Below are 18,093 nucleotides of genomic sequence, written 5' to 3'. Positions count from 1 at the left end.
ACTCACCCGTTCGCCACTCGCCACCAGAGCAAGCTCCGTGCTGCCGTTCGACTTGCATGTGTAAGGCATGCCGCCAGCGTTCAATCTGAGCCAGGATCAAACTCTTTAGTTTAATCTCTGTTTTATCTCGTTTTACCGAGATGGTTCGCTCACTCAAAATACTGACAGTATTACTACTGTATTATTTCTTGTTGAGCATTTAATGCTTTTTTGTTGCAGCACCAAATGCCCACACTTATCGACTGTTGATTTTTAAAGATCTTGTCTTGCACTGCGAAGCGTTTTGTTCGCAGCAGAGAGATGAGATTATGAAGTGTTTCGTACATCTCGTCAACCCCTCGCTTTTCTTCGTTTCCGCTTTGCAGCGTCTGCGTTGTCTTGCGAGGGACAGAATCATATCAAAGACCTTCGAAGTTTGGCAAGCGCTTTTCCAGGAATGCTTGCATGCCTTCTTTCTGGGCAGGCGTGCCGAACGCAGCCTGGAACAAACGACGCTCATAAGTAACGCCTTCCGACAGCGTGGTTTCAAAGGCGCGGTTGACCGAGTCTTTAATCTGCATCGCCACCGAAGTCGACATCGAGGAGATCTGCTTGGCAATCGCCAGCACTTCCTCGATCAGCTTATCCGCCGGGATCACGCGCGACACCAGGCCGATGCGCTCGGCCTCTGCCGCATCAATGGTGCGCGCGGTCAGCAGCATGTCCATGGCCTTGGCTTTACCAATCGCGCGCGGCAGGCGCTGCGTACCGCCTGCGCCCGGCACCACGCCGACCTTGATTTCCGGCTGGCCGAACTTGGCGCTGTCCGCCGCGACCAGGAAGTCGCACATCATGGCCAGTTCGCAGCCGCCGCCCAGCGCAAAGCCGGCCACGGCGCCGATCACCGGCTTGCGCACGCGCAGGATGTGCTCCCAGTTGCGGCCGATGTAGTTGTCGCGATAGGTATCTGGATAGCTGTAGTCCACCATGGCCGCGATATCGGCGCCGGCGGCAAAGGCTTTCTCGCTGCCGGTCAGCACGATGCAGCCGATGGCCGGGTCGGCGTCGAACTTATATAAGGCCTCACCCAGCTCGTTCATCATATTGTCGTTCAGCGCATTCAGCGCCTTCGGACGGTTCAGACGGATCAGGGCTACTTTGTCGTGCACTTCTACGATCAGGTCTTGGTACTGCATGGGTTGCTCCTCCAATGTGGAATATGACTAATCGATTGTAGCGTCTATCCCCGGCGCTGGTATGATTGAAATTCGGCAATTAGCACTGATGAGTGTCCCATTTTTAACTTCCTTCGCAGCGACGAGCTTCTTCGCAACGGCGATTTCCGCCGCTATTGGTCAGCAGCCATCCTCAACGGCTTTGGCAGTTACGTCAGCGCCCTCGCGATTCCGCTGTGCGCGGTGCTGCTATTAAAAGCCTCGCCCGCGCAGATGGGCATGATGGGCGCGGCGGCCGCGTTGCCGTTCGCGCTACTGGCTTTGCCGGCTGGTGTTTTCCTCGACCGCAACCGCAAGCTGCCTATTCTATTGGCAAGCAAGGCGATTCAGGCGGCGGCGCTGGGCAGCATCCCGCTGGCGTGGTGGCTGGGCGTGCTGACGGTGCAATGGCTGTACGCTGTGTCCTTTATCAGCGGCGCCTGCGGCGTGGTGGGCGGCGGCGCGGAGCAAGTGTTCCTGACTAATCTCATCGGCCGCGACAAGCTGACCGACGCCCAATCCAAGTTTGCCGCCACCGATTCCGCCTCGCGCCTGCTGGCGCCGGGCATGGCTGGCGTGCTGATTCAATGGCTGACCGCGCCGTACGCGGTGATCCTCAATGCGCTCGGCTTCGTGGTCTCTATCCTCCTGCTGCGCAATGTACAGGCCAACGATCCCAAGCCGCCGCCGTCCAATAAGCATCCGCTGCGCGACATTCAGGATGGTTTCCGCTTCATCTGGAGCCAACCACTGCTGCGCACGCTGGCCTGGGCCTCGGGCCTGTGGCATATGCTGTTCTACGGTTTCGCCGCGCTGCACGTGATTTTTGCCACCCGCGAACTGGGCATGAGCCCTGGCATGCTGGGCGTGGCGCAGATGATCGGTGGCGTCGGCGTGCTGGCCAGCTCGCTCATGCTCAAGCCGCTGACCCAGCGCTTCGGCGCCACCGGCGCCATGCTGACCGGCGTAGGCCTGTGCACCTTCGCCTACATTATTAATCCGCTGATTCCGGCGAATCTGTTCGGCTATCCGCTGGCCAGCGCGATTGCCTGCGCCGCCCTGTCCTTCTTCCTCGATTGCGGCGTGATGCTGTTCCTCATGCCCTACACCACCATGCGCCAAAAGGTCACGCCGGACGAGTATTTGGGCCGCATGGTCTCCACCATGCGCTTCCTGACGGTGGCGATTGCGCCGCTGGGCGCGCTGACGGCCGGCTACCTCGGCGAACACTTCAACGTGCGCACCGGCCTGGCCTGCGTGGCCGCCGGCAGCGTGGTGCTGATGCTGCTGTTGGCCCTGTCGCCATCCGTGCGCCAGAAAAGCTGACTAGCCAGTAGGCTGGCTCCAGTGCTTAATCAACGGAGTCCGCCATGTTCAAATCCATCATGCTGCCCACCGACGGCTCCGAGCTGTCGGACAAGGCTACCGCCATCGCAGTCGATTTCGCCAAGCTGCACCAGGCCCGCATCGTCGCGCTCACGGTAATTCAGCCTATGCTGATGCCCTCGCTCGGCGACAGCGGCGCAATGGTCACCGCCGAAGCTTACGAAACGCAGATGCAAGACGCCGCCCGCCATCATATCGACAAGGTGGCGTTGGCCGCCAACGCGGCTGGCATTCCATTTCAGGGAGTGATCGCGATGTCGCCTAATCCCTACGAGGAGATTGTGGAAGGCGCCAAGAAGTACGGCTGCGATTTGATTATGATGGCCTCGCACGGACGCACGGGCCTGAACAAACTGTTTTTGGGCAGCGAGACGCAGCGCGTGCTGTCCCACACCACGCTGCCCGTTCTAGTCCTGCGTTAAAACTTCTTCGGCAGCAGCACCCAGATGGCGCCTCGTTGCTTCATGCGGCCCGCATTCTCCGCCGCCTCCACGCCGAAGCCGAAGAAGTAGTCGACGCGGATGGCGCCGCGAATCGCGCCGCCCGTATCCTGCGCCATGACCAGCCGCTGCAGCGGAATGTCGCTATTCGGCTGGGTGGTGGACAGGAACACCGGCGCGCCCTGCGGCAGCTGGGTAGCGTCGATGGCGACCGAGCGCTGCGGCGTCAGCGGCACGCCCAGCGAGCCTTTCGGGCCCACTTTCGGATCCGGCAGCTTTTCCTCTTTAAAGAACACATAGCTCGGATTGACGTTAAACAGCTCCTGCATGCGGGTCGGGTGACCAGCGATCCACGCCTTGATGCCCTGCGCCGACGCCTGCTCCAGGGTCAGTTCACCCTTCTCCACCAGGTACTTGCCAATCGACTTGTAAGGATGGCCGTTCTGGTCGGCGTACGCCACGCGCACGGTTTCACCGGATTCGCTCAGCTGCACACGGCCCGAACCCTGCACCTGCAGGAAGAACGATTCGACCGGATCGTCCACCCACAGCAGTTCCTTGCCGCTGAAGTTGGCCGATTCGATATCGGCACGGGTCGAATAAGGGATCACCTTCTTGCCGACCACCTTGCCGCGCAGGCGCATGCCTTTCAGCTCCGGGTAGACGCTGGCCAGCTCGATGGTGACCATGTCGTCCGGTACTTTATACAGAGGCGTCTGGTACACGCCGCCCTTTTTGCGGGAACCGTGCAGCAGCGGCTCGTAGTAGCCGGTAATCAGGCCGTCGGTAGCGCCGTCCGGTGCGATCACCTGGTTCGGCTCCAGGAAGGCTTCAAAGAAAGTGCGAATCGCCTTTTCATCATTGCCGTTGACAGTGCGGGCGATGGTGCAGGCCTCTTTCCAAAGCGCTTGCTTGACCAGCACCGTGCACGAGGACGTGAACGCCGGCCACGCGGCGCGCAAATCATCCTTGTCCCAGCCTGGCAGCGCCGCGAAGGTGGCCGGCACCATTTGCAGCGCGGCCGGTTTGGGCGGCACTGGCGGCGCCGGCTGCACGGGAGGCGTTGGCTGGACTGGCGGCTGCGGCTGCACCGGCGGCGGTTCAACCGGCTTCTCCGGCGGCAGCGGCGTGGAAGTACAAGCGGCCAACGCCAGCGCGACGGCGCTCAGCGGAACGAGTAGACTACGGGACGTGAGAGACATAAAAGGATAACTATGTGGCTATTGATGGTAGAAGCAGGCGTGGCCTTCTTCCTGCTCGTATTCATCGTCTGGTGGACGATGAAGGGTAAGAAGTAATCAGTGCAGCGTGCGCGGCAGCGACAGCACGAATTCCGGGATTTTCACTTCAAACTGATGGCCGTCCTCGGCCACGCAGAAGTACTCGCCGACCATCGACCCTTGCTGGGTTTGCAGCGCCGCGCCGCTGGTGTATTCAAACTGCTCGCCCGGCTGCAGCAGCGGCTGATGGCCAACCACGCCCAGTCCGCGCACTTCTTCCACGTGATTGTTGGCGTCGGTGATGATCCAGTGGCGCGAGATCAGCTGCGCGGCCACCGTGCCGGTATTTTTGATCGTAATCGAGTACGTGAACACAAAGTTCGTGCGTTCCGGGTCTGACTGATCCGGCAGGTACTGGGTTCTGACCGACACGGTAAATTCATAATTCGACATCAACATTCCTCTAATATGCAAGCTTGGCGATTGTATATCGCCAGACGTCCATTGCACCGCAATTTGGCCCACTATGCAAGGACGGCGCGGGTGAAAACGGGCATAGCCGGCCGTAGCAGCGTAAAATAGCGCATCTTTTTTATTGCAAGCCCAACGCCATGACCACCTACCGCATCGCTCCCAGCATCCTGTCCGCCGATTTCGCCCGCCTGGGTGAAGAAGTCCGCAATGTCGTCTCGGCCGGCGCCGACATCATCCACTTTGACGTAATGGACAACCATTATGTTCCTAACCTGACCATCGGCCCGCTGGTGTGCCAGGCGATCCGTCCGCACGTGGATGTGCCGATCGATGTGCACCTGATGGTCAAGCCGGTAGACCGCATCATCCCGGACTTTGCCAAGGCCGGCGCCAACATCATCACCTTCCACCCGGAAGCGTCTGATCACATCGACCGCTCGCTGCAACTGATCCGCGACCACGGCTGCAAGGCCGGCCTGGTGTTCAACCCGGCCACACCGCTGAGCTACCTGGAACACGTAATGGACAAGATCGACATGATCCTGATTATGTCGGTCAACCCAGGCTTCGGCGGCCAGTCCTTCATCCCGCAAGCGCTGAAGAAAATCGCTGAAGCACGCCGCCTGATCGATGAATCCGGCCGCGACATCTTGCTGGAAGTAGACGGCGGCATCAAGATCGAGAACATCGCCGCTGCCGCAGCAGCCGGCGCGGACACCTTCGTCGCCGGCTCCGCTATCTTCGGCCAGCCAGATTACAAGGCCGTCATCGACGCCATGCGCGCCAACCTGGCCAAGGTCTAAGGCGATGAGCGTGCTGGCAGGCGTACGCGCCGCAATCATAGACCTCGACGGCACCATGCTGGACACGATTCCCGACTTCCACGTCGCGATCAACGGCATGCGCGCGGAACTGGGCCTGGGCCCGATCACGCAGGAGCAAATCGCCCTGATGGTCGGCAAAGGCTCGGAAAACCTGATCCGCTCCGTATTGGCGCTCGATTGGGACGAAAGCCGCATCGAGGCCGCGTTTGCGCAAGCGATGGACGCCTACCAGCGCCACTATTTAAGCATCAACGGTAATTACAGCACCTTGTTCCCGCAAGTGATTGAAGGCCTGAGCGCGATGAAAGCGCAAGGCCTGCGCCTCGCCTGCGTGACCAACAAGCCTATCAGCTTCACCACGCCGCTGCTGAAACTGAAAGGCCTGAGCGAATTCTTTGAAGTGGTTTACGGCGGCGACTCGCTGCCGCGCAAAAAACCAGACCCGCTCCCCCTGCAAACGGTATGCGCCGATTTCGATCTGCCGCCGTCGCAAGTGGTAGCCATCGGCGACTCCTCGAATGACGCGCAAGCCGCGCGGGCAGCGGGTTGCCCGGTGCTGACGGTGCCATATGGTTATAACCACGGAGAGTCTATACACGAAACCGATTCCGATGGTATAGTAGGCACGCTGCTAGAAGCGGCTAGCCTGATTCGTTCACATCACACCAATAGCTGAACAACTGACCAACATGTCGTCTCTCACCAAAAAACACATCGTCAACCAACCAGGCTCGATTGAGGCCTGGCTGTGGCGACGCTGGCAATCCTGGCATAACTAAGCCGAATTGATTGCTGTCGTCCGCCCGCTTGCGCGCGACAGGTTTTTTGATGCACCACTACGCTGGCACACCTCGGCCAGCGCATGGAGAGAACACATGACCGAACTCGAATTCAAATCGTTGGCCACGGATGGCTACAACCGTATTCCCCTGATCGCGGAAGCATTCGCCGATCTCGAAACCCCGCTCACGCTGTACCTGAAACTGGCCCAGAGCCAGAACGCCGGCAAGAACACCTTCTTGCTGGAGTCGGTGGTGGGCGGCGAGCGTTTCGGCCGTTTCTCCTTTATCGGCCTGCCGGCCAGCACCCTGCTGCGCACTTTCGGCAACCGCACCGAGATCGTCAAAAACGGCGCCGTCATCGAAACGCACGAAGGCAATCCGCTCGATTTCATTGAGGCTTACCAGAAGCGCTTTAAAGTCGCCGTGCGTCCCGGCATGCCGCGTTTCTGCGGCGGCCTGGCCGGCTACTTCGGCTACGACACCGTACGCCATATCGAGAAAACGCTGGCTAAGTCGCAGCCTAAGGATGATCTGGGCCTGCCCGATATCCAGCTGATGGTGACCGAGGAACTGGCGGTCATCGACAACCTGTCCGGCAAGCTGTATCTGATCGTCTACGCCGACACTACCCAGCCCGAGTCCTACTCCAAAGCGAAGCAGCGCCTGAAAGACCTGCGCATCATGCTGCGCCGCGGTGTTGAAGTGCCGGTGGCTACCGCCTCGGTGCGCACCGAAGCAGTACGCGAATTCGCCAAGGAAGATTATTTGAAAGCAGTCGCCCGCGCCCACGAATACGTGCTGGCCGGCGACTTGATGCAAGTACAGATCGGCCAACGCATCCGCAAGCCTTACGTCGATTCGCCACTGAGCCTGTACCGAGCACTGCGTTCGCTGAACCCGTCGCCGTATATGTACTTCTACAATTTCGGCGACATGCAGATCGTCGGCGCCTCGCCGGAAATCTTGGTCCGCAATGAGACCGCGCCGGACGGCCAGAAGAAAGTCACGCTGCGCCCTATCGCCGGCACCCGCCCGCGCGGTTCGACGCCGGAGCGCGACGCCGAGCTGGCGAAAGAACTGCTGGCCGACCAGAAGGAAATCGCCGAACACGTGATGCTGATCGACCTGGCGCGCAATGACCTGGGCCGCATTTCGGAAATCGGCAGCGTCAAAGTGACCGACCGCCTGGTCATCGAAAAATACTCGCACGTGCAGCACATCGTCTCCAACGTTGAGGGCAAGCTGAAAGACGGCCTGTCCAACCTGGACGTGCTGCGAGCCACCTTCCCGGCTGGGACGCTGACCGGCGCGCCGAAAGTGCGCGCGATGGAAATCATCGACGAACTGGAAATCTCCAAGCGCGGCATCTACGGCGGCGCCTGCGGCTACCTGTCGTTCGGCGGCGAGATGGACGTGGCGATTGCGATCCGCACCGGCGTGATCAAGGATGGCAACCTGTACGTGCAGGCCGCCGCCGGCATCGTCGCCGACTCCATCGCCGAAATGGAATATCAAGAAACTGAACACAAAGCGCGCGCTGTGCTGCGCGCCGCCGAGCAAGTGCAAGATGGCCTGGATGGGGAGTTCTAATATGCTGCTGATGATCGACAACTACGACTCCTTCACCTACAACATCGTGCAGTACTTCGGCGAGCTGGGTGAAGACGTGCGCGTCTACCGCAATGATGAAATCACCATCGCGGAGATCGAGGCGCTGAATCCTGACCACATCTGCATTTCGCCGGGGCCGAAAGATCCGGCGCAAGCTGGCATCTCTATCGAGGTGCTCAAGCACTTCGCCGGCAAGAAGCCGATCCTGGGCGTATGCCTTGGCCACCAGGCCATCGGCGAAGCGTTCGGCGGCAAAGTCATTCGCGCCAAGCAGGTCATGCATGGCAAAACTTCTTTAATCGCGCATACGGGCGTGGGCGTCTTCAAGGACTTGCCTTCCCCCTTCACAGTGATCCGGTATCACTCGTTGGCTATCGAGCGTAGCTCGCTGCCGTCCTGCCTCGAAGTGACGGCATGGACTGACGACGGTGAAATCATGGGCGTGCGGCACAAGGAATACGACATCGAGGGCGTGCAGTTCCACCCTGAGTCCATCCTGTCGGAACACGGCCATCAACTGTTGAAGAACTTCCTCGTACGCTGATTAAAGAAGGATAAGCCATGCCTATCACCCATCAAGAAGCACTGCTGCGCTGCATTGAGCACCGCGAGATTTTCCACGACGAGATGCTGCACCTGTTCCGCCAGATCATGTCCGGTGAAATGTCGCCGGTCATGGTGGCCGCCCTGACCATGGGCCTGCGCGTGAAAAAAGAAACCATCGGCGAAATTGCCGCCGCCGCGACGGTGATGCGCGAGTTCTCCACCAAGGTGCCGATGGCCGATACCACTGGCCTGCTCGACATCGTCGGCACCGGCGGCGACGGCGCGCACACTTTTAATATCTCCACCACCTCGATGTTCGTGGCTGCGGCGGCAGGTGCGCGCGTGGCCAAGCATGGCGGCCGTAGCGTGTCGTCGTCCTCGGGCAGCGCGGACGTGATTGAGTCGCTGGGCGCGAACATCAATTTGAAGCCGGAACAGATTGCGCAGTCGATCGCGCAGACCGGCATCGGCTTCATGTTCGCACCTAACCACCACGCCGCCATGAAGCACGTGGCGCCGGTGCGCAAGGAACTGGGCGTGCGCTCCATCTTCAATATTCTCGGGCCGCTGACCAATCCGGCCGGCGCACCGAATATTCTGATGGGCGTATTCCACGCCGACTTGGTCGGCATTCAAGTGCGCGTGTTGCAGCGCTTGGGGGCGCAGCATGCCATCGTGGTGTACGGCAAAGACAATATGGATGAAGTGTCGTTGGGCGCATCGACCATGGTTGGTGAGCTGATTAACGGCGAAATCCGCGAGTATGAAATTCACCCGGAAGATTTCGGCATGCAGATGATCGCCAGCCGCAATCTGAAAGTGGCCGATGCGGCAGAATCCAAGCAGCGCATGATGGAAGCGCTGCGCGGCGAGCCGGGTGCGGCTTACGATATCGTCTCGCTCAACGCCGGCACCGCGCTGTATGCGGCCGGTGTGGCCAGCTCGATTGAAGATGGCTTGAAGCGCGCACGCGAGGCGATTACTTCCGGCGCGGCGCTGCGCAAGATCGATCAGTTCATCGAAGTCACGCAAATCCTCGGCAAGGGGAATTGAGCATGTTCGGCATTCATGACCTGACGCTGTTTATCATCTCGGGCCTGCTGCTGAACATCATGCCCGGCCCCGATAATCTGCTGATCATGACGCGCAGCGCGACGCAGGGCTGGCGCGCCGGTTCGGCCGCCGCGCTGGGTATCGGCACCGGCACCATGGTGCATGTGCTGGCGGCGGCGCTGGGCTTATCTGCCGTGCTGTCGACGTCCGCTGCGGCGTTCACGGTGGTGAAATGGGTCGGCGCCGCGTACATCGTCTACATGGGCATCGGCATGCTGCGCGCCAAGCTGCGCGGCCAGAACGACGACAGCGAAGTTGTAACGCGCGCCGCCCAGCCGCTGGCCTGGCGCAAAATCTACTTCCAAGGTTTTCTGACCAATGTGCTGAATCCCAAAGTGGCGCTGTTCTTCCTGGCGTTTGTGCCGCAGTTTATTTCGGCCGATTCCAGCAGCAAGCCGCTGGCCTTCATCCTCCTCGGGACGATTTTTAATTTCAACGGCATGCTGTATTGCCACGGCCTCGCCTTATTCACGGCCTTTGCCAGCGCGCGCTTGAACATCAAGCCGCTGGTATCGCTGTGGCTAAGCCGCACCATGGGCGGCCTGTTTCTGGCCCTCGGCGTGCGTCTTGCCCTCTCGGAGCAACACTAAATCATGTCTGACATTCTGAACAAAATCCTCGCGGTGAAAGCCGATGAAGTGGCCGCCGCTAAAAAGTACCGCAGCTTTGCCAGCCTGCGCGACGAGGTGGAATCGAACACTGAACTGCGCGCCGGCCTGCGCGGCTTTGAAGCCAGCCTGCGCGCCAAGATCAGCGCCGGCAAAGCAGGCGTTATCACCGAAATCAAGAAGGCTTCGCCGTCGAAAGGCGTGCTGCGCGCCGACTTCCGCCCTGCTGACATCGCCGCCAGCTACGAGGCCAATGGCTCCGCGTGCCTGTCGGTGCTGACCGACGAACAGTTCTTCCAGGGTTCGGTCGCGTATTTGCAGCAAGCGCGCGGCGCCTGCGCGCTGCCGGTGCTGCGCAAGGACTTCATGGTCGACATCTACCAAATCTACGAAGCGCGCGCGATGGGCGCCGATGCGATTTTGCTCATTGTGTCGGCGCTCGATCACGGCCTGATGGCGGAAATGGAAGCCGTGGCCCACGAATTGGGCATGGACGTGCTGGTGGAAACTCACGACGGCGACGAACTGACCGCCGCCTTCAAGCTGAAAACCAGGCTGGTCGGCGTGAACAACCGCAATCTGCGCACGTTCGAGGTATCGCTGACAAACACCCTTGATCTGCTGGATCGCATGCCGCCGGAGAAACTGGTCATCACCGAATCCGGCATTTTGACTCCGGCCGACGTGAAAACCATGCGCGATGCGAACGTACACGCCTTCCTGGTTGGCGAAGCGTTTATGCGCGCGCCTGATCCGGGCGCCGAACTGGCTCGCCTGTTCGACTGAGCGACGCTTCCGGCGCGATCTCGTAACGGTCGCGCCCTCTTTCCTTAGCGCAATACAACGCCTTGTCGGCGCGGATCAGAATGCCATCAAGGCTTTCGTCCGCGCTGGTCTGGCACGCCACGCCGAAACTGACGGTGTACGGCGGAATGCCGGGGCGCGGCTCGCGCAAGGCGGCCTGAATGCGCTCAGTGATGTGCAGCGCCCGATCCAGCCCGGTGGCCGGCAGCAGCACCACGAACTCCTCGCCGCCAAATCGCGCCAGGTGGTCGGAGGCGCGCAAGGTCTTGGTAATCACCTGCGCCACATCGATTAATACACGGTCGCCGACAGCGTGGCCGTGGCAGTCGTTAATATTTTTAAAGTAATCGATGTCGATATTCAGCATCGTCATGAGAGTGCCTTCGCGACGCATCAAGGCATGCTCTTTGGCGTAAATGTCGGCGAAACCACGGCGGTTTAATACCTCGGTTAATGGATCCAGCGTTGATCGGCGTTCCAGTGTTACCTGCAGGCGCCGCGTGCAAACAGTCATGAAACCCACCGTCATCATCAACGTCATAAAATGCGCGGTAGCCAAGTACAAACTGGCGAATGTACCGGTGCCAAGCAGATTAACATCGCTATCACTCGTCACCGCCAATATACCGCGCACCGCAACCATAATGGATTCGATCAGCATTAATGTGACGAAAAACAGCGTGGAGAAATGACGGTCGCCGTTTTTTAATATAACAACTATTGCGCGCGTGTGAAGGATAAATACCACCACTGAGGAAACCGCGACACGGGTAAGAAAATCTGGCGTAATCCACAACCAGTAGCCAAGCAGCACAACAATTAATATCCAGCTTAAATGGAATAGCTTCCAGGATGGCTTTATTTCATAAAACCTTTCGGTGCCAATCATCATTAATCCCAATCCCCAGGTCATAACGACATTGGAAAACAGGAGCAGGATATCCGACTTCCCATGCAGGGCGAATATCACGACACCGCCCACGAGCAATACCAGCGCCAGCGCCCACTCGCGCAAGCCGCGGATTTCTTTCGGGAAGTTCAGATAAGCTGAGTACAGAACGACACTCATGGCAGTAGCCATCAGGGTCGCCATCAGCAATATGGTGGAGGGATCGGGCAAATTCATCTGCGCCGATTCTAAACCACAAAACCGGAATGAGGAAATAAAGCGGGACGCACACTAGAAATTGGCGAGTACATGCCAAAAACTGGCATGAAACTGGCAAAAAAAAGGCCGCATCGGTGGGATGCGGCCTTTTTTATCAGCTTGCGCTCGGTCGCAGCGGCCCAGTCGTCTTCTTGCCGGCCTGCTCCAGGGTGAGGGTGATGCCGGGTATGCGGTCGCCTTGCAGAGTCAAATTAAAGGTCATTAACTCGTCGCGGCGGAAGGCGTGGACTTCCACGGTATCGCCCACGGAATAACGCGACAGCAGATTATCCAGGTTGGTAGCAGTAATGCGCAGACCATCCACGGCAATCAAGATATCCCCAGCCGATAATCCAGCCCGGTGCGCAGCGCCATTTTCATGAACAGCGGAGAGTTTGCAATCATTGCCATCGCGGCCCAGATTTGCATCGAAACTCGGCTTGGACGATTTACGCTCGTCGTTATATTTAACGCCGAACGGAACCAGCAATTTCGCCAGTGGCAAATCTTCGGTGCCGCGTATATATTTATCAAAGAAGGCTTTAAAACGACCGCCGCTGATTTCATCAAACAAGGCTTCGGCTTCGGCCGGCGTAACACCACGGCCACCGCCAGTGTAAAAATCGCGGCCATAACGCTGCCACAAGGTGCGCATGACATCATCCAGCGACTTTTCACCGCCGGTTTTAGCGCGAATACTTAAATCCAGTGCCAAGCCGATTAAAGAGCCCTTGGTGTAATAGCTAATAATCGCATTCGGCGCATTTTCATCCTGGCGATAATATTTACCCCATGCGTCAAAACTCGAATCAGCCACGCTTTGCTTGGTACGGCCGCTGCCGCGCAATACGCTGCCCACGGTTTTACCGAGCAATTTGAAATAAGCCGGCTCCGCAATCAGACCAGCGCGCACCAGCATTAAGTCGTCGTAATAACTGGTGAAACCTTCAAACAGCCACAGCAGCGGAGAATAGTTTTCAACCTGCAAGTTATACGGTGCAAATGCGGCCGGCTTGATGCGCTTTACATTCCACGTATGGAAATACTCGTGGCTGCACAGGCCGAGGTATTGCAGGTAGCCGTCGCTGATGTCCTTGTTCTTGGCCGAGGTGGTCGGCAGGTCATTGCGGTTGCAAATCAGCGCGGTCGAGGCACGGTGTTCCAGGCCGCCGTAGCCATCGCCCACCGCCATGGTCATGAACACATAGCGGTCCATCGGCGCTTTTTTGGTCTTCGGCTCAAAGAAGGCGATCTGGGTTTCGCAGATTTTTTTCAGGTCGGCGCTCAGGCGCGCCAGATCCAGATTCGGCACGCGGCCCGTGATCACGATGTCGTGCGGTACGCCGTGCGCCTTGAACGTCGCCAGCGCAAAGTCGCCCTGCTCCACCGGATGGTCGATCAGTTCATCGTAATTGGAGGCGATGTAGGTGCCAAAACCGTAACGTTTCGCTTTCAGCTCCGGCAGCGAAGTGGCGACGCGCCAGTTTTGCGCAGCTTCGTGATCCGGGCGCTGGATGTCCACCACATGCGGCTGCTCTTCCTGGCCAAGCACGCGCAGGAACACGCTGGTGCCGTTGAAGAAGCCGTGGTTCTGATCCAGATGCGCGGCGCGCACCGACAAATCCCACGCGTACACCTCGTAGTGCACGGTCAGCGATGCGCGGCGGTCGGCCAGCGGCGCGGCCTGCCACGAGTGCTTATCCAGCTTGGTCAGCTCGACCGGCTCGCCCTTGGACTCGGCGCGGATGCGCACAATATTGCGCGAAAATTCACGGATCATGTAGCTGCCGGGGATCCACGCGGGCAGCGCGAAAATCTGGCCGCCTTCCGCCGGCGCGGCCACCGTCACCGAGACGTGGAACAAGTGCGCGGCCAGATCATGGCCGACGATGGTATAGGCGATAGCTGCTTGGTTTTTTTTCATCATAGATCCTGTTTTGTGTCGATGTCGCGCACCACGCCTTCATCATCGACCACCACTTCGCTTACCGCGTGGCTTTTTAAGATTGCGCGCCCCCCTTGGTCGCCTTCCAGCGCCAGCAGCAACGGCAGGTGATATGAACTAAAGGCGACCGGATTACCGCGCCGCCCTTCAAACACGGGCGCCGCGATGTGCGCGCCACGCTCTATTGTAGCGGCCAATGCGCGCATGGTGTCCGGCTGAACGTGGGGCATGTCGCCCAAGCCGATCAGCCACCCTTCGGCGCCCTTGGTGTATTCGATTGCAGTGATGAGGGATTCGGCCATGCCTAGATCGGCGGTGGCGCAGACGCGCACTTCGCAACCGAGGCTGCCCAGCAGCGCGGCGACCGTGTCGTCGCCTTCGCGCACCACGGCCAGCACACGCGGCAGCGCGGCCAGCATGTTCCTGGCGCTGGCGGCGACGACGATTTCGCCGTCCGCCATTTGTTGTAGCAGTTTGTTTTGAACGCCGGACGGGTCGAAACGTCGACCACGTCCGGCTGCAAGCAGGATGCCGGTTAAGGCCATCCCGCTCAGGCGCTAGCCAAATCGAACGGCAGCTTGCGCAGGCGCTTGCCGGTCAATTTGAACAGCGCGTTGGCGAAGGCCGGCGCCAATGGCGGCAGGCCAGGTTCACCCATGCCGGTTGGCGGATCGTTCGATGGCACGATGTGCACGTCAATCTTCGGCATATCGGTCATGCGCGCCACCACATAGTCACTGAAGTTCTGCTGCTCCACCACGCCGTCTTTCAGCGTGATGGCAGCACCCGGCAAGGTCATGCCGAGGCCCATCAGCGCCGCGCCTTGAATCTGCGCTTCGATGGTCAGCGGATTAACCGCCGTGTTGCAGTGGACGCCGGCCGTGACCTTGTGCAGTTTTGGCTGGCCGTTCTTCACCGAGGCTACCACTACGTAGGCGATCACCGTATTGAACGATTCATGCACCGCCACACCATAAGCTTGGCCTTTAGGCAAAGCCTTCTTGCCATAGCCCGACTTGGCGACCGCCAGATCCAGCGCTGCCACGTGGCGCTTGCCCTTCTCGCCCATCAGCTTTTTGCGATAAGCCACCGGATCCATCTTGGCCGCATGCGCGGCTTCGTCGATCAGGGTTTCCATCACAAACGCGGTGTGGGTTGAACCGACGGAACGCCACCACAGCACCGGCACGTTGGCCTTGACGGAGTGCGCGCTCAGGTTTAGCGGCACTTCATATGGTTCGCCCATGCCTTCGACCATGGTCGCATCGACACCGTCTTTCACCATCATCGGCTCGAACGGCGTTCCGGTGACAATGGATTGGCCGACAATCACGTGATCCCACGCCACGATCTCGCCCTTGGCATCGACGCCGATATCGGCGCGGTGCACATGCGATGGACGGTAGTAGCCGCCCTTGATATCGTCCTCGCGGCTCCAGATTACCTTGACCGGTTCCTTGTGGCCTGCAGCCTGCCACACCTTGGCGATGTTGACCGCTTCAACCAGATAGTCGGAAGTCGGCACCGCGCGGCGGCCAAAGCCACCACCGGCCATCATGGTGTTCAACACTACCTGCTCTGGTTTCAAACCGGCGGTAGCGGCAATCGCGCCTTGATCGACGGTCTGGAATTGCGAGCCGGCCCACACGGTGCAGCCGTCCTTGCGCAGATCAACCACGCAGTTCAGTGGCTCCATCGGCGCGTGCGCCAGATACGGGAATTCATAGACAGCGGAGATTTTCTTCGCCGCGCCGGCCAGCTTGGAGGTATCGGCCTTGCGCACCGGATTGCCGGGCTTTTGCGCCAGCGCCTTGTACTCGGCCAGCTGCTTCTCGCTGCTGACTTTTTCGACGCCGCTGGTGTCCCAATCGATAGCCAGCGCTTCGCGGCCAGATTTGGCTGGCCAGTAGCCATCCGCAATCACCACCACGCCGCTGCCGCCGCGATCCGTTTTCACTTCCAGCACGTCGATCACGCCCTTGATGGCCTTGGCCTTGCTGGCGTCGAACTTGGCGACCTTGGCGCCGAATACCGGTGGACGCGCCACCACAGCGACTTTGCTGTCCGGCGCTTTGAAGTCGATACCGAATTGCTGCTTGCCGGTCGACTTGGCCTTTGCATCCAAGCGCTTGACCGGCTTGCCGATGATGGTGAAGTCCTTCGGATCTTTGAGCTTGACGGTGGCGGGCACCGGCTGCTTCATGGCCGCATCGGCCAGCGAACCGTAAGTGGCCTTCTGGCCTGCCGGGCCAATCAGCGTGCCTTTGACGGTTTTGATTTGATCGGCAGGCACCTTCCACTGCTCGGCTGCCGCGGCGATCAGCATCGCGCGCGCCTTGGCGCCGATTTCGCGGTACTGGATAAACGAGTGGGCCACGCTGCCCGAGCCGCCGGTGATTTGAATGCCAAAGGCCGGATCCTTGTATTGGTCACCGGCCGGCGCCAGCGCGCCATTCACCAGCGACCAATCGGCCTCCAGCTCTTCCGCGATCAGCATCGGCAGCGCGGTTTGCACGCCTTGGCCGAACTCCAGGCGGTTGACCTGCACGGTCACGCGGTTGTCAGGCGCGATGTGCAGGAAGGCGTTCGGCTCATACACCTTGGCCGGCGGCTGCTGCGCATTCGCAAAGCGTCCTGCGCCCGGCACCACGAAGCCCAGCACAAAGCCACCGGCTGCGGCGGCACCCGCTTTCATAAAGCTGCGGCGCGAAATACCCGATGCCGAAGCGCTGGCAATCATGCCTTGGTTAAGCCATTCGATACGCATAATGGTCTCCTCCTCAGGCGATGGATTTAGCAGCGTCTTTAATCGCGGCGCGGATGCGCTGATACGTGCCGCATCGGCAGATATTGCCGCTCATGGCGTTGTCGATATCGGCATCCGATGGATTTTTATTCGTGCGCAGCAGCGCGGTGGCGCTCATGATTTGGCCGCTCTGGCAGTAGCCACATTGCGGTACGTCGATCTTGACCCACGCATCTTGCACGGCCTTGCCGACTTTGTCGGTCTCCATCGCTTCGATGGTAGTGATCTTCTGGCCGGCGGCGGCCGAAATCGGCGTCACGCAGGAGCGGATCGGCTGACCACCCAAGTGCACGGTGCAGGCGCCGCACAGCGCCATGCCGCAACCGAATTTGGTGCCGGTCATATTCAGGTTGTCGCGCAAGGCCCACAGGATGGGCGTCGAAGGGTCGGCGTCTACCTGTACATCTTTACCGTTGATGTTCAAAGTGATCATTCAAGTCTCCTGTTGTCGCTGCGTTGTTATTACTGCGTTACTTTTTTGAGCTTCGCTTCCAATGCCTTGGTGTCGATGGCGCCAGGAATACGCGAACCGTCGGCAAAGAAGATGGCCGGCGTGCCGGACACGCCCAGCTTGCGGCCCAGCGCCAGCACTTCGTCGTTAGGCGAGTCGCAGGACTCGGCGGCAGCCGGTGCGGCTTTACCGTTAATCATCCAGTCATCCCACGCCTTGCCGCGGTCGGCCGAGCACCAGATGTTCTTCGACTTGGTAAACGAATCATCCGACAGGATGTTGTACATGAAGGTGTAGATGGTGACGTTATCGGTTTCCTTCAGCGTGGTCTGGCGCAGGCGCTTGCAGTAGCCGCAGTTAGGATCTTCAAACACCGCGATCACGCGCGAGCCGTCGCCCTTGACGGTCTTGATCGCCTTATCCAGCGGCAGATCGGAGAACTTGATCTTGGTGATTTCGTCGATGCGATCGCGGGTCAGATTGGTGTTGGTGACGATATTAAACAGCTGGCCGTTGAGCAGATACGTGGCGGTTTTGTCGGTGTACAGGATGTCCGTGCCAATGCGCACTTCATACAGGCCTTTGTACGGCGTTTCGGTGATCGAGTCGACCTTGACGTTAACGCCCAGGCGCGGCTCGATCAGCTTCTTGATCGCCTCGGTGCTAGGTGGATTTTCTGCGCCGACGCAGGACGCCATCAGCACGGACAAGGACAACAACACGGACTTACTGAATCTCATAAC

Annotated in this window: 18 protein-coding genes and 1 rRNA gene; 9 read left to right on the top strand and 10 right to left on the bottom strand. The window is 59.5% G+C overall.

The window, feature by feature from the left end; translation table 11 throughout:
• Window positions 1-112: ribosomal RNA gene (locus GTP45_RS26485) — 16S ribosomal RNA — on the bottom strand; the annotation flags it as partial.
• A gap of 286 nt (window positions 113-398) precedes the next feature.
• Window positions 399-1,175: an enoyl-CoA hydratase gene (locus tag GTP45_RS26480; protein ID WP_161016812.1), complete on the bottom strand. Its 777-nt coding sequence runs from the start codon at window positions 1,173-1,175 to the stop codon at window positions 399-401.
• Window positions 1,176-1,253: 78 nt separating this feature from the next.
• Here GTP45_RS26480 and GTP45_RS26475 point away from each other — a divergent pair, with 78 nt between their 5' ends.
• Window positions 1,254-2,519, top strand: coding sequence for an MFS transporter (locus GTP45_RS26475; RefSeq protein WP_161016837.1), 1,266 nt, complete (start codon window positions 1,254-1,256; stop codon window positions 2,517-2,519).
• Between the two features lie 44 nt (window positions 2,520-2,563).
• Complete coding sequence (locus GTP45_RS26470; RefSeq protein WP_161016811.1) at window positions 2,564-3,001, top strand: universal stress protein; 438 nt, start codon at window positions 2,564-2,566, stop codon at window positions 2,999-3,001.
• On the opposite strand, the gene mltA is transcribed toward GTP45_RS26470, so the two are convergent.
• Both mltA and apaG read right to left on the bottom strand, forming a co-directional pair.
• Window positions 2,998-4,221, bottom strand: coding sequence for a murein transglycosylase A (gene mltA, locus GTP45_RS26465; RefSeq protein ID WP_161016810.1), 1,224 nt, complete (start codon window positions 4,219-4,221; stop codon window positions 2,998-3,000). The two genes, GTP45_RS26470 and mltA, sit on opposite strands and share 4 nt — an antisense overlap.
• Window positions 4,222-4,317: 96 nt before the next feature.
• On the bottom strand, window positions 4,318-4,692 hold the full coding sequence (apaG, locus tag GTP45_RS26460; RefSeq protein ID WP_161016809.1) for a Co2+/Mg2+ efflux facilitator ApaG/CorD: 375 nt from the start codon (window positions 4,690-4,692) through the stop codon (window positions 4,318-4,320).
• Between the two features lie 158 nt (window positions 4,693-4,850).
• On the opposite strand from apaG, the gene rpe reads away from it, so the two are divergent.
• The 7 genes from rpe (at window position 4,851) to trpC (ending at window position 10,983) form a co-directional block, all read left to right on the top strand.
• Window positions 4,851-5,516: a ribulose-phosphate 3-epimerase gene (rpe, locus tag GTP45_RS26455; protein WP_092279599.1), complete on the top strand. Its 666-nt coding sequence runs from the start codon at window positions 4,851-4,853 to the stop codon at window positions 5,514-5,516.
• 4 nt (window positions 5,517-5,520) lie between these two features.
• The gene (locus tag GTP45_RS26450) at window positions 5,521-6,213 is read left to right on the top strand and encodes a phosphoglycolate phosphatase (RefSeq protein WP_161016808.1); all 693 of its coding nucleotides are present in this window, start codon (window positions 5,521-5,523) and stop codon (window positions 6,211-6,213) included.
• A gap of 199 nt (window positions 6,214-6,412) precedes the next feature.
• Window positions 6,413-7,909: an anthranilate synthase component I gene (trpE, locus tag GTP45_RS26445; protein WP_161016807.1), complete on the top strand. Its 1,497-nt coding sequence runs from the start codon at window positions 6,413-6,415 to the stop codon at window positions 7,907-7,909.
• Between the two features lies 1 nt (window position 7,910).
• Window positions 7,911-8,474 (top strand): anthranilate synthase component II, encoded by a 564-nt coding sequence (locus GTP45_RS26440; RefSeq protein ID WP_161016806.1) that lies wholly within the window; start codon window positions 7,911-7,913, stop codon window positions 8,472-8,474.
• Window positions 8,475-8,491: 17 nt separating this feature from the next.
• Window positions 8,492-9,529 carry an anthranilate phosphoribosyltransferase gene (gene trpD / locus GTP45_RS26435; RefSeq protein WP_161016805.1) on the top strand — a complete coding sequence of 346 codons (1,038 nt, stop codon included), beginning with the start codon at window positions 8,492-8,494 and terminating at the stop codon, window positions 9,527-9,529.
• Window positions 9,530-9,531: 2 nt separating this feature from the next.
• Window positions 9,532-10,179 carry a LysE family translocator gene (locus GTP45_RS26430; protein WP_161016804.1) on the top strand — a complete coding sequence of 216 codons (648 nt, stop codon included), beginning with the start codon at window positions 9,532-9,534 and terminating at the stop codon, window positions 10,177-10,179.
• 3 nt (window positions 10,180-10,182) lie between these two features.
• Window positions 10,183-10,983 carry an indole-3-glycerol phosphate synthase TrpC gene (gene trpC, locus GTP45_RS26425; protein WP_161016803.1) on the top strand — a complete coding sequence of 267 codons (801 nt, stop codon included), beginning with the start codon at window positions 10,183-10,185 and terminating at the stop codon, window positions 10,981-10,983.
• Here trpC and GTP45_RS26420 read toward each other — a convergent pair.
• The 6 genes from GTP45_RS26420 to GTP45_RS26395 all read right to left on the bottom strand — a co-directional run bounded on the left by GTP45_RS26420 (window position 10,934) and on the right by GTP45_RS26395 (window position 18,090).
• Window positions 10,934-12,127 carry a GGDEF domain-containing protein gene (locus tag GTP45_RS26420; protein WP_229258653.1) on the bottom strand — a complete coding sequence of 398 codons (1,194 nt, stop codon included), beginning with the start codon at window positions 12,125-12,127 and terminating at the stop codon, window positions 10,934-10,936. The two genes, trpC and GTP45_RS26420, sit on opposite strands and share 50 nt — an antisense overlap.
• A gap of 136 nt (window positions 12,128-12,263) precedes the next feature.
• Window positions 12,264-14,075 (bottom strand): M61 family metallopeptidase, encoded by a 1,812-nt coding sequence (locus GTP45_RS26415; RefSeq protein ID WP_161016802.1) that lies wholly within the window; start codon window positions 14,073-14,075, stop codon window positions 12,264-12,266.
• The gene (locus tag GTP45_RS26410; protein ID WP_161016801.1) at window positions 14,072-14,638 is read right to left on the bottom strand and encodes a nucleotidyltransferase family protein; all 567 of its coding nucleotides are present in this window, start codon (window positions 14,636-14,638) and stop codon (window positions 14,072-14,074) included. The genes GTP45_RS26415 and GTP45_RS26410 overlap by 4 nt, the downstream gene beginning before the upstream one ends.
• Window positions 14,639-14,643: 5 nt before the next feature.
• Window positions 14,644-16,860, bottom strand: a complete 2,217-nt coding sequence (locus GTP45_RS26405) for a xanthine dehydrogenase family protein molybdopterin-binding subunit (RefSeq protein WP_161016800.1) — start codon at window positions 16,858-16,860, stop codon at window positions 14,644-14,646.
• Between the two features lie 13 nt (window positions 16,861-16,873).
• Complete coding sequence (locus GTP45_RS26400; protein ID WP_161016799.1) at window positions 16,874-17,332, bottom strand: (2Fe-2S)-binding protein; 459 nt, start codon at window positions 17,330-17,332, stop codon at window positions 16,874-16,876.
• Between the two features lie 29 nt (window positions 17,333-17,361).
• The gene (locus GTP45_RS26395) at window positions 17,362-18,090 is read right to left on the bottom strand and encodes a DsbC family protein (RefSeq protein ID WP_161016798.1); all 729 of its coding nucleotides are present in this window, start codon (window positions 18,088-18,090) and stop codon (window positions 17,362-17,364) included.
• Window positions 18,091-18,093: the final 3 nt, after the last annotated feature.

It is taken from the genome of Duganella rivi (assembly GCF_009857435.1).
Taxonomy (GTDB): Bacteria; Pseudomonadota; Gammaproteobacteria; order Burkholderiales; family Burkholderiaceae_D; genus Rugamonas; species Rugamonas rivi.
The sequence above is the reverse complement of the archived record's forward strand: the minus strand, read 5'-3'. Positions and strand labels throughout refer to the sequence as shown.

Excerpts from the sequence above, each read along its gene's own strand:
- GTP45_RS26480 (WP_161016812.1), bottom strand. The coding sequence starts at position 1,175 with ATGCAGTACCAAGACCTGATCGTAGAAGTGCACGACAAAGTAGCCCTG.
- GTP45_RS26470 (WP_161016811.1), top strand. The coding sequence starts at position 2,564 with ATGTTCAAATCCATCATGCTGCCCACCGACGGCTCCGAGCTGTCGGAC.
- mltA (WP_161016810.1), bottom strand. The coding sequence starts at position 4,221 with ATGTCTCTCACGTCCCGTAGTCTACTCGTTCCGCTGAGCGCCGTCGCG.
- apaG (WP_161016809.1), bottom strand. The coding sequence starts at position 4,692 with ATGTCGAATTATGAATTTACCGTGTCGGTCAGAACCCAGTACCTGCCG.
- rpe (WP_092279599.1), top strand. The coding sequence starts at position 4,851 with ATGACCACCTACCGCATCGCTCCCAGCATCCTGTCCGCCGATTTCGCC.
- GTP45_RS26450 (WP_161016808.1), top strand. The coding sequence starts at position 5,521 with ATGAGCGTGCTGGCAGGCGTACGCGCCGCAATCATAGACCTCGACGGC.
- trpE (WP_161016807.1), top strand. The coding sequence starts at position 6,413 with ATGACCGAACTCGAATTCAAATCGTTGGCCACGGATGGCTACAACCGT.
- GTP45_RS26440 (WP_161016806.1), top strand. The coding sequence starts at position 7,911 with ATGCTGCTGATGATCGACAACTACGACTCCTTCACCTACAACATCGTG.
- trpD (WP_161016805.1), top strand. The coding sequence starts at position 8,492 with ATGCCTATCACCCATCAAGAAGCACTGCTGCGCTGCATTGAGCACCGC.
- GTP45_RS26430 (WP_161016804.1), top strand. The coding sequence starts at position 9,532 with ATGTTCGGCATTCATGACCTGACGCTGTTTATCATCTCGGGCCTGCTG.
- trpC (WP_161016803.1), top strand. The coding sequence starts at position 10,183 with ATGTCTGACATTCTGAACAAAATCCTCGCGGTGAAAGCCGATGAAGTG.
- GTP45_RS26420 (WP_229258653.1), bottom strand. The coding sequence starts at position 12,127 with ATGAATTTGCCCGATCCCTCCACCATATTGCTGATGGCGACCCTGATG.
- GTP45_RS26415 (WP_161016802.1), bottom strand. The coding sequence starts at position 14,075 with ATGATGAAAAAAAACCAAGCAGCTATCGCCTATACCATCGTCGGCCAT.
- GTP45_RS26410 (WP_161016801.1), bottom strand. The coding sequence starts at position 14,638 with ATGGCCTTAACCGGCATCCTGCTTGCAGCCGGACGTGGTCGACGTTTC.
- GTP45_RS26405 (WP_161016800.1), bottom strand. The coding sequence starts at position 16,860 with ATGCGTATCGAATGGCTTAACCAAGGCATGATTGCCAGCGCTTCGGCA.
- GTP45_RS26400 (WP_161016799.1), bottom strand. The coding sequence starts at position 17,332 with ATGATCACTTTGAACATCAACGGTAAAGATGTACAGGTAGACGCCGAC.
- GTP45_RS26395 (WP_161016798.1), bottom strand. The coding sequence starts at position 18,090 with ATGAGATTCAGTAAGTCCGTGTTGTTGTCCTTGTCCGTGCTGATGGCG.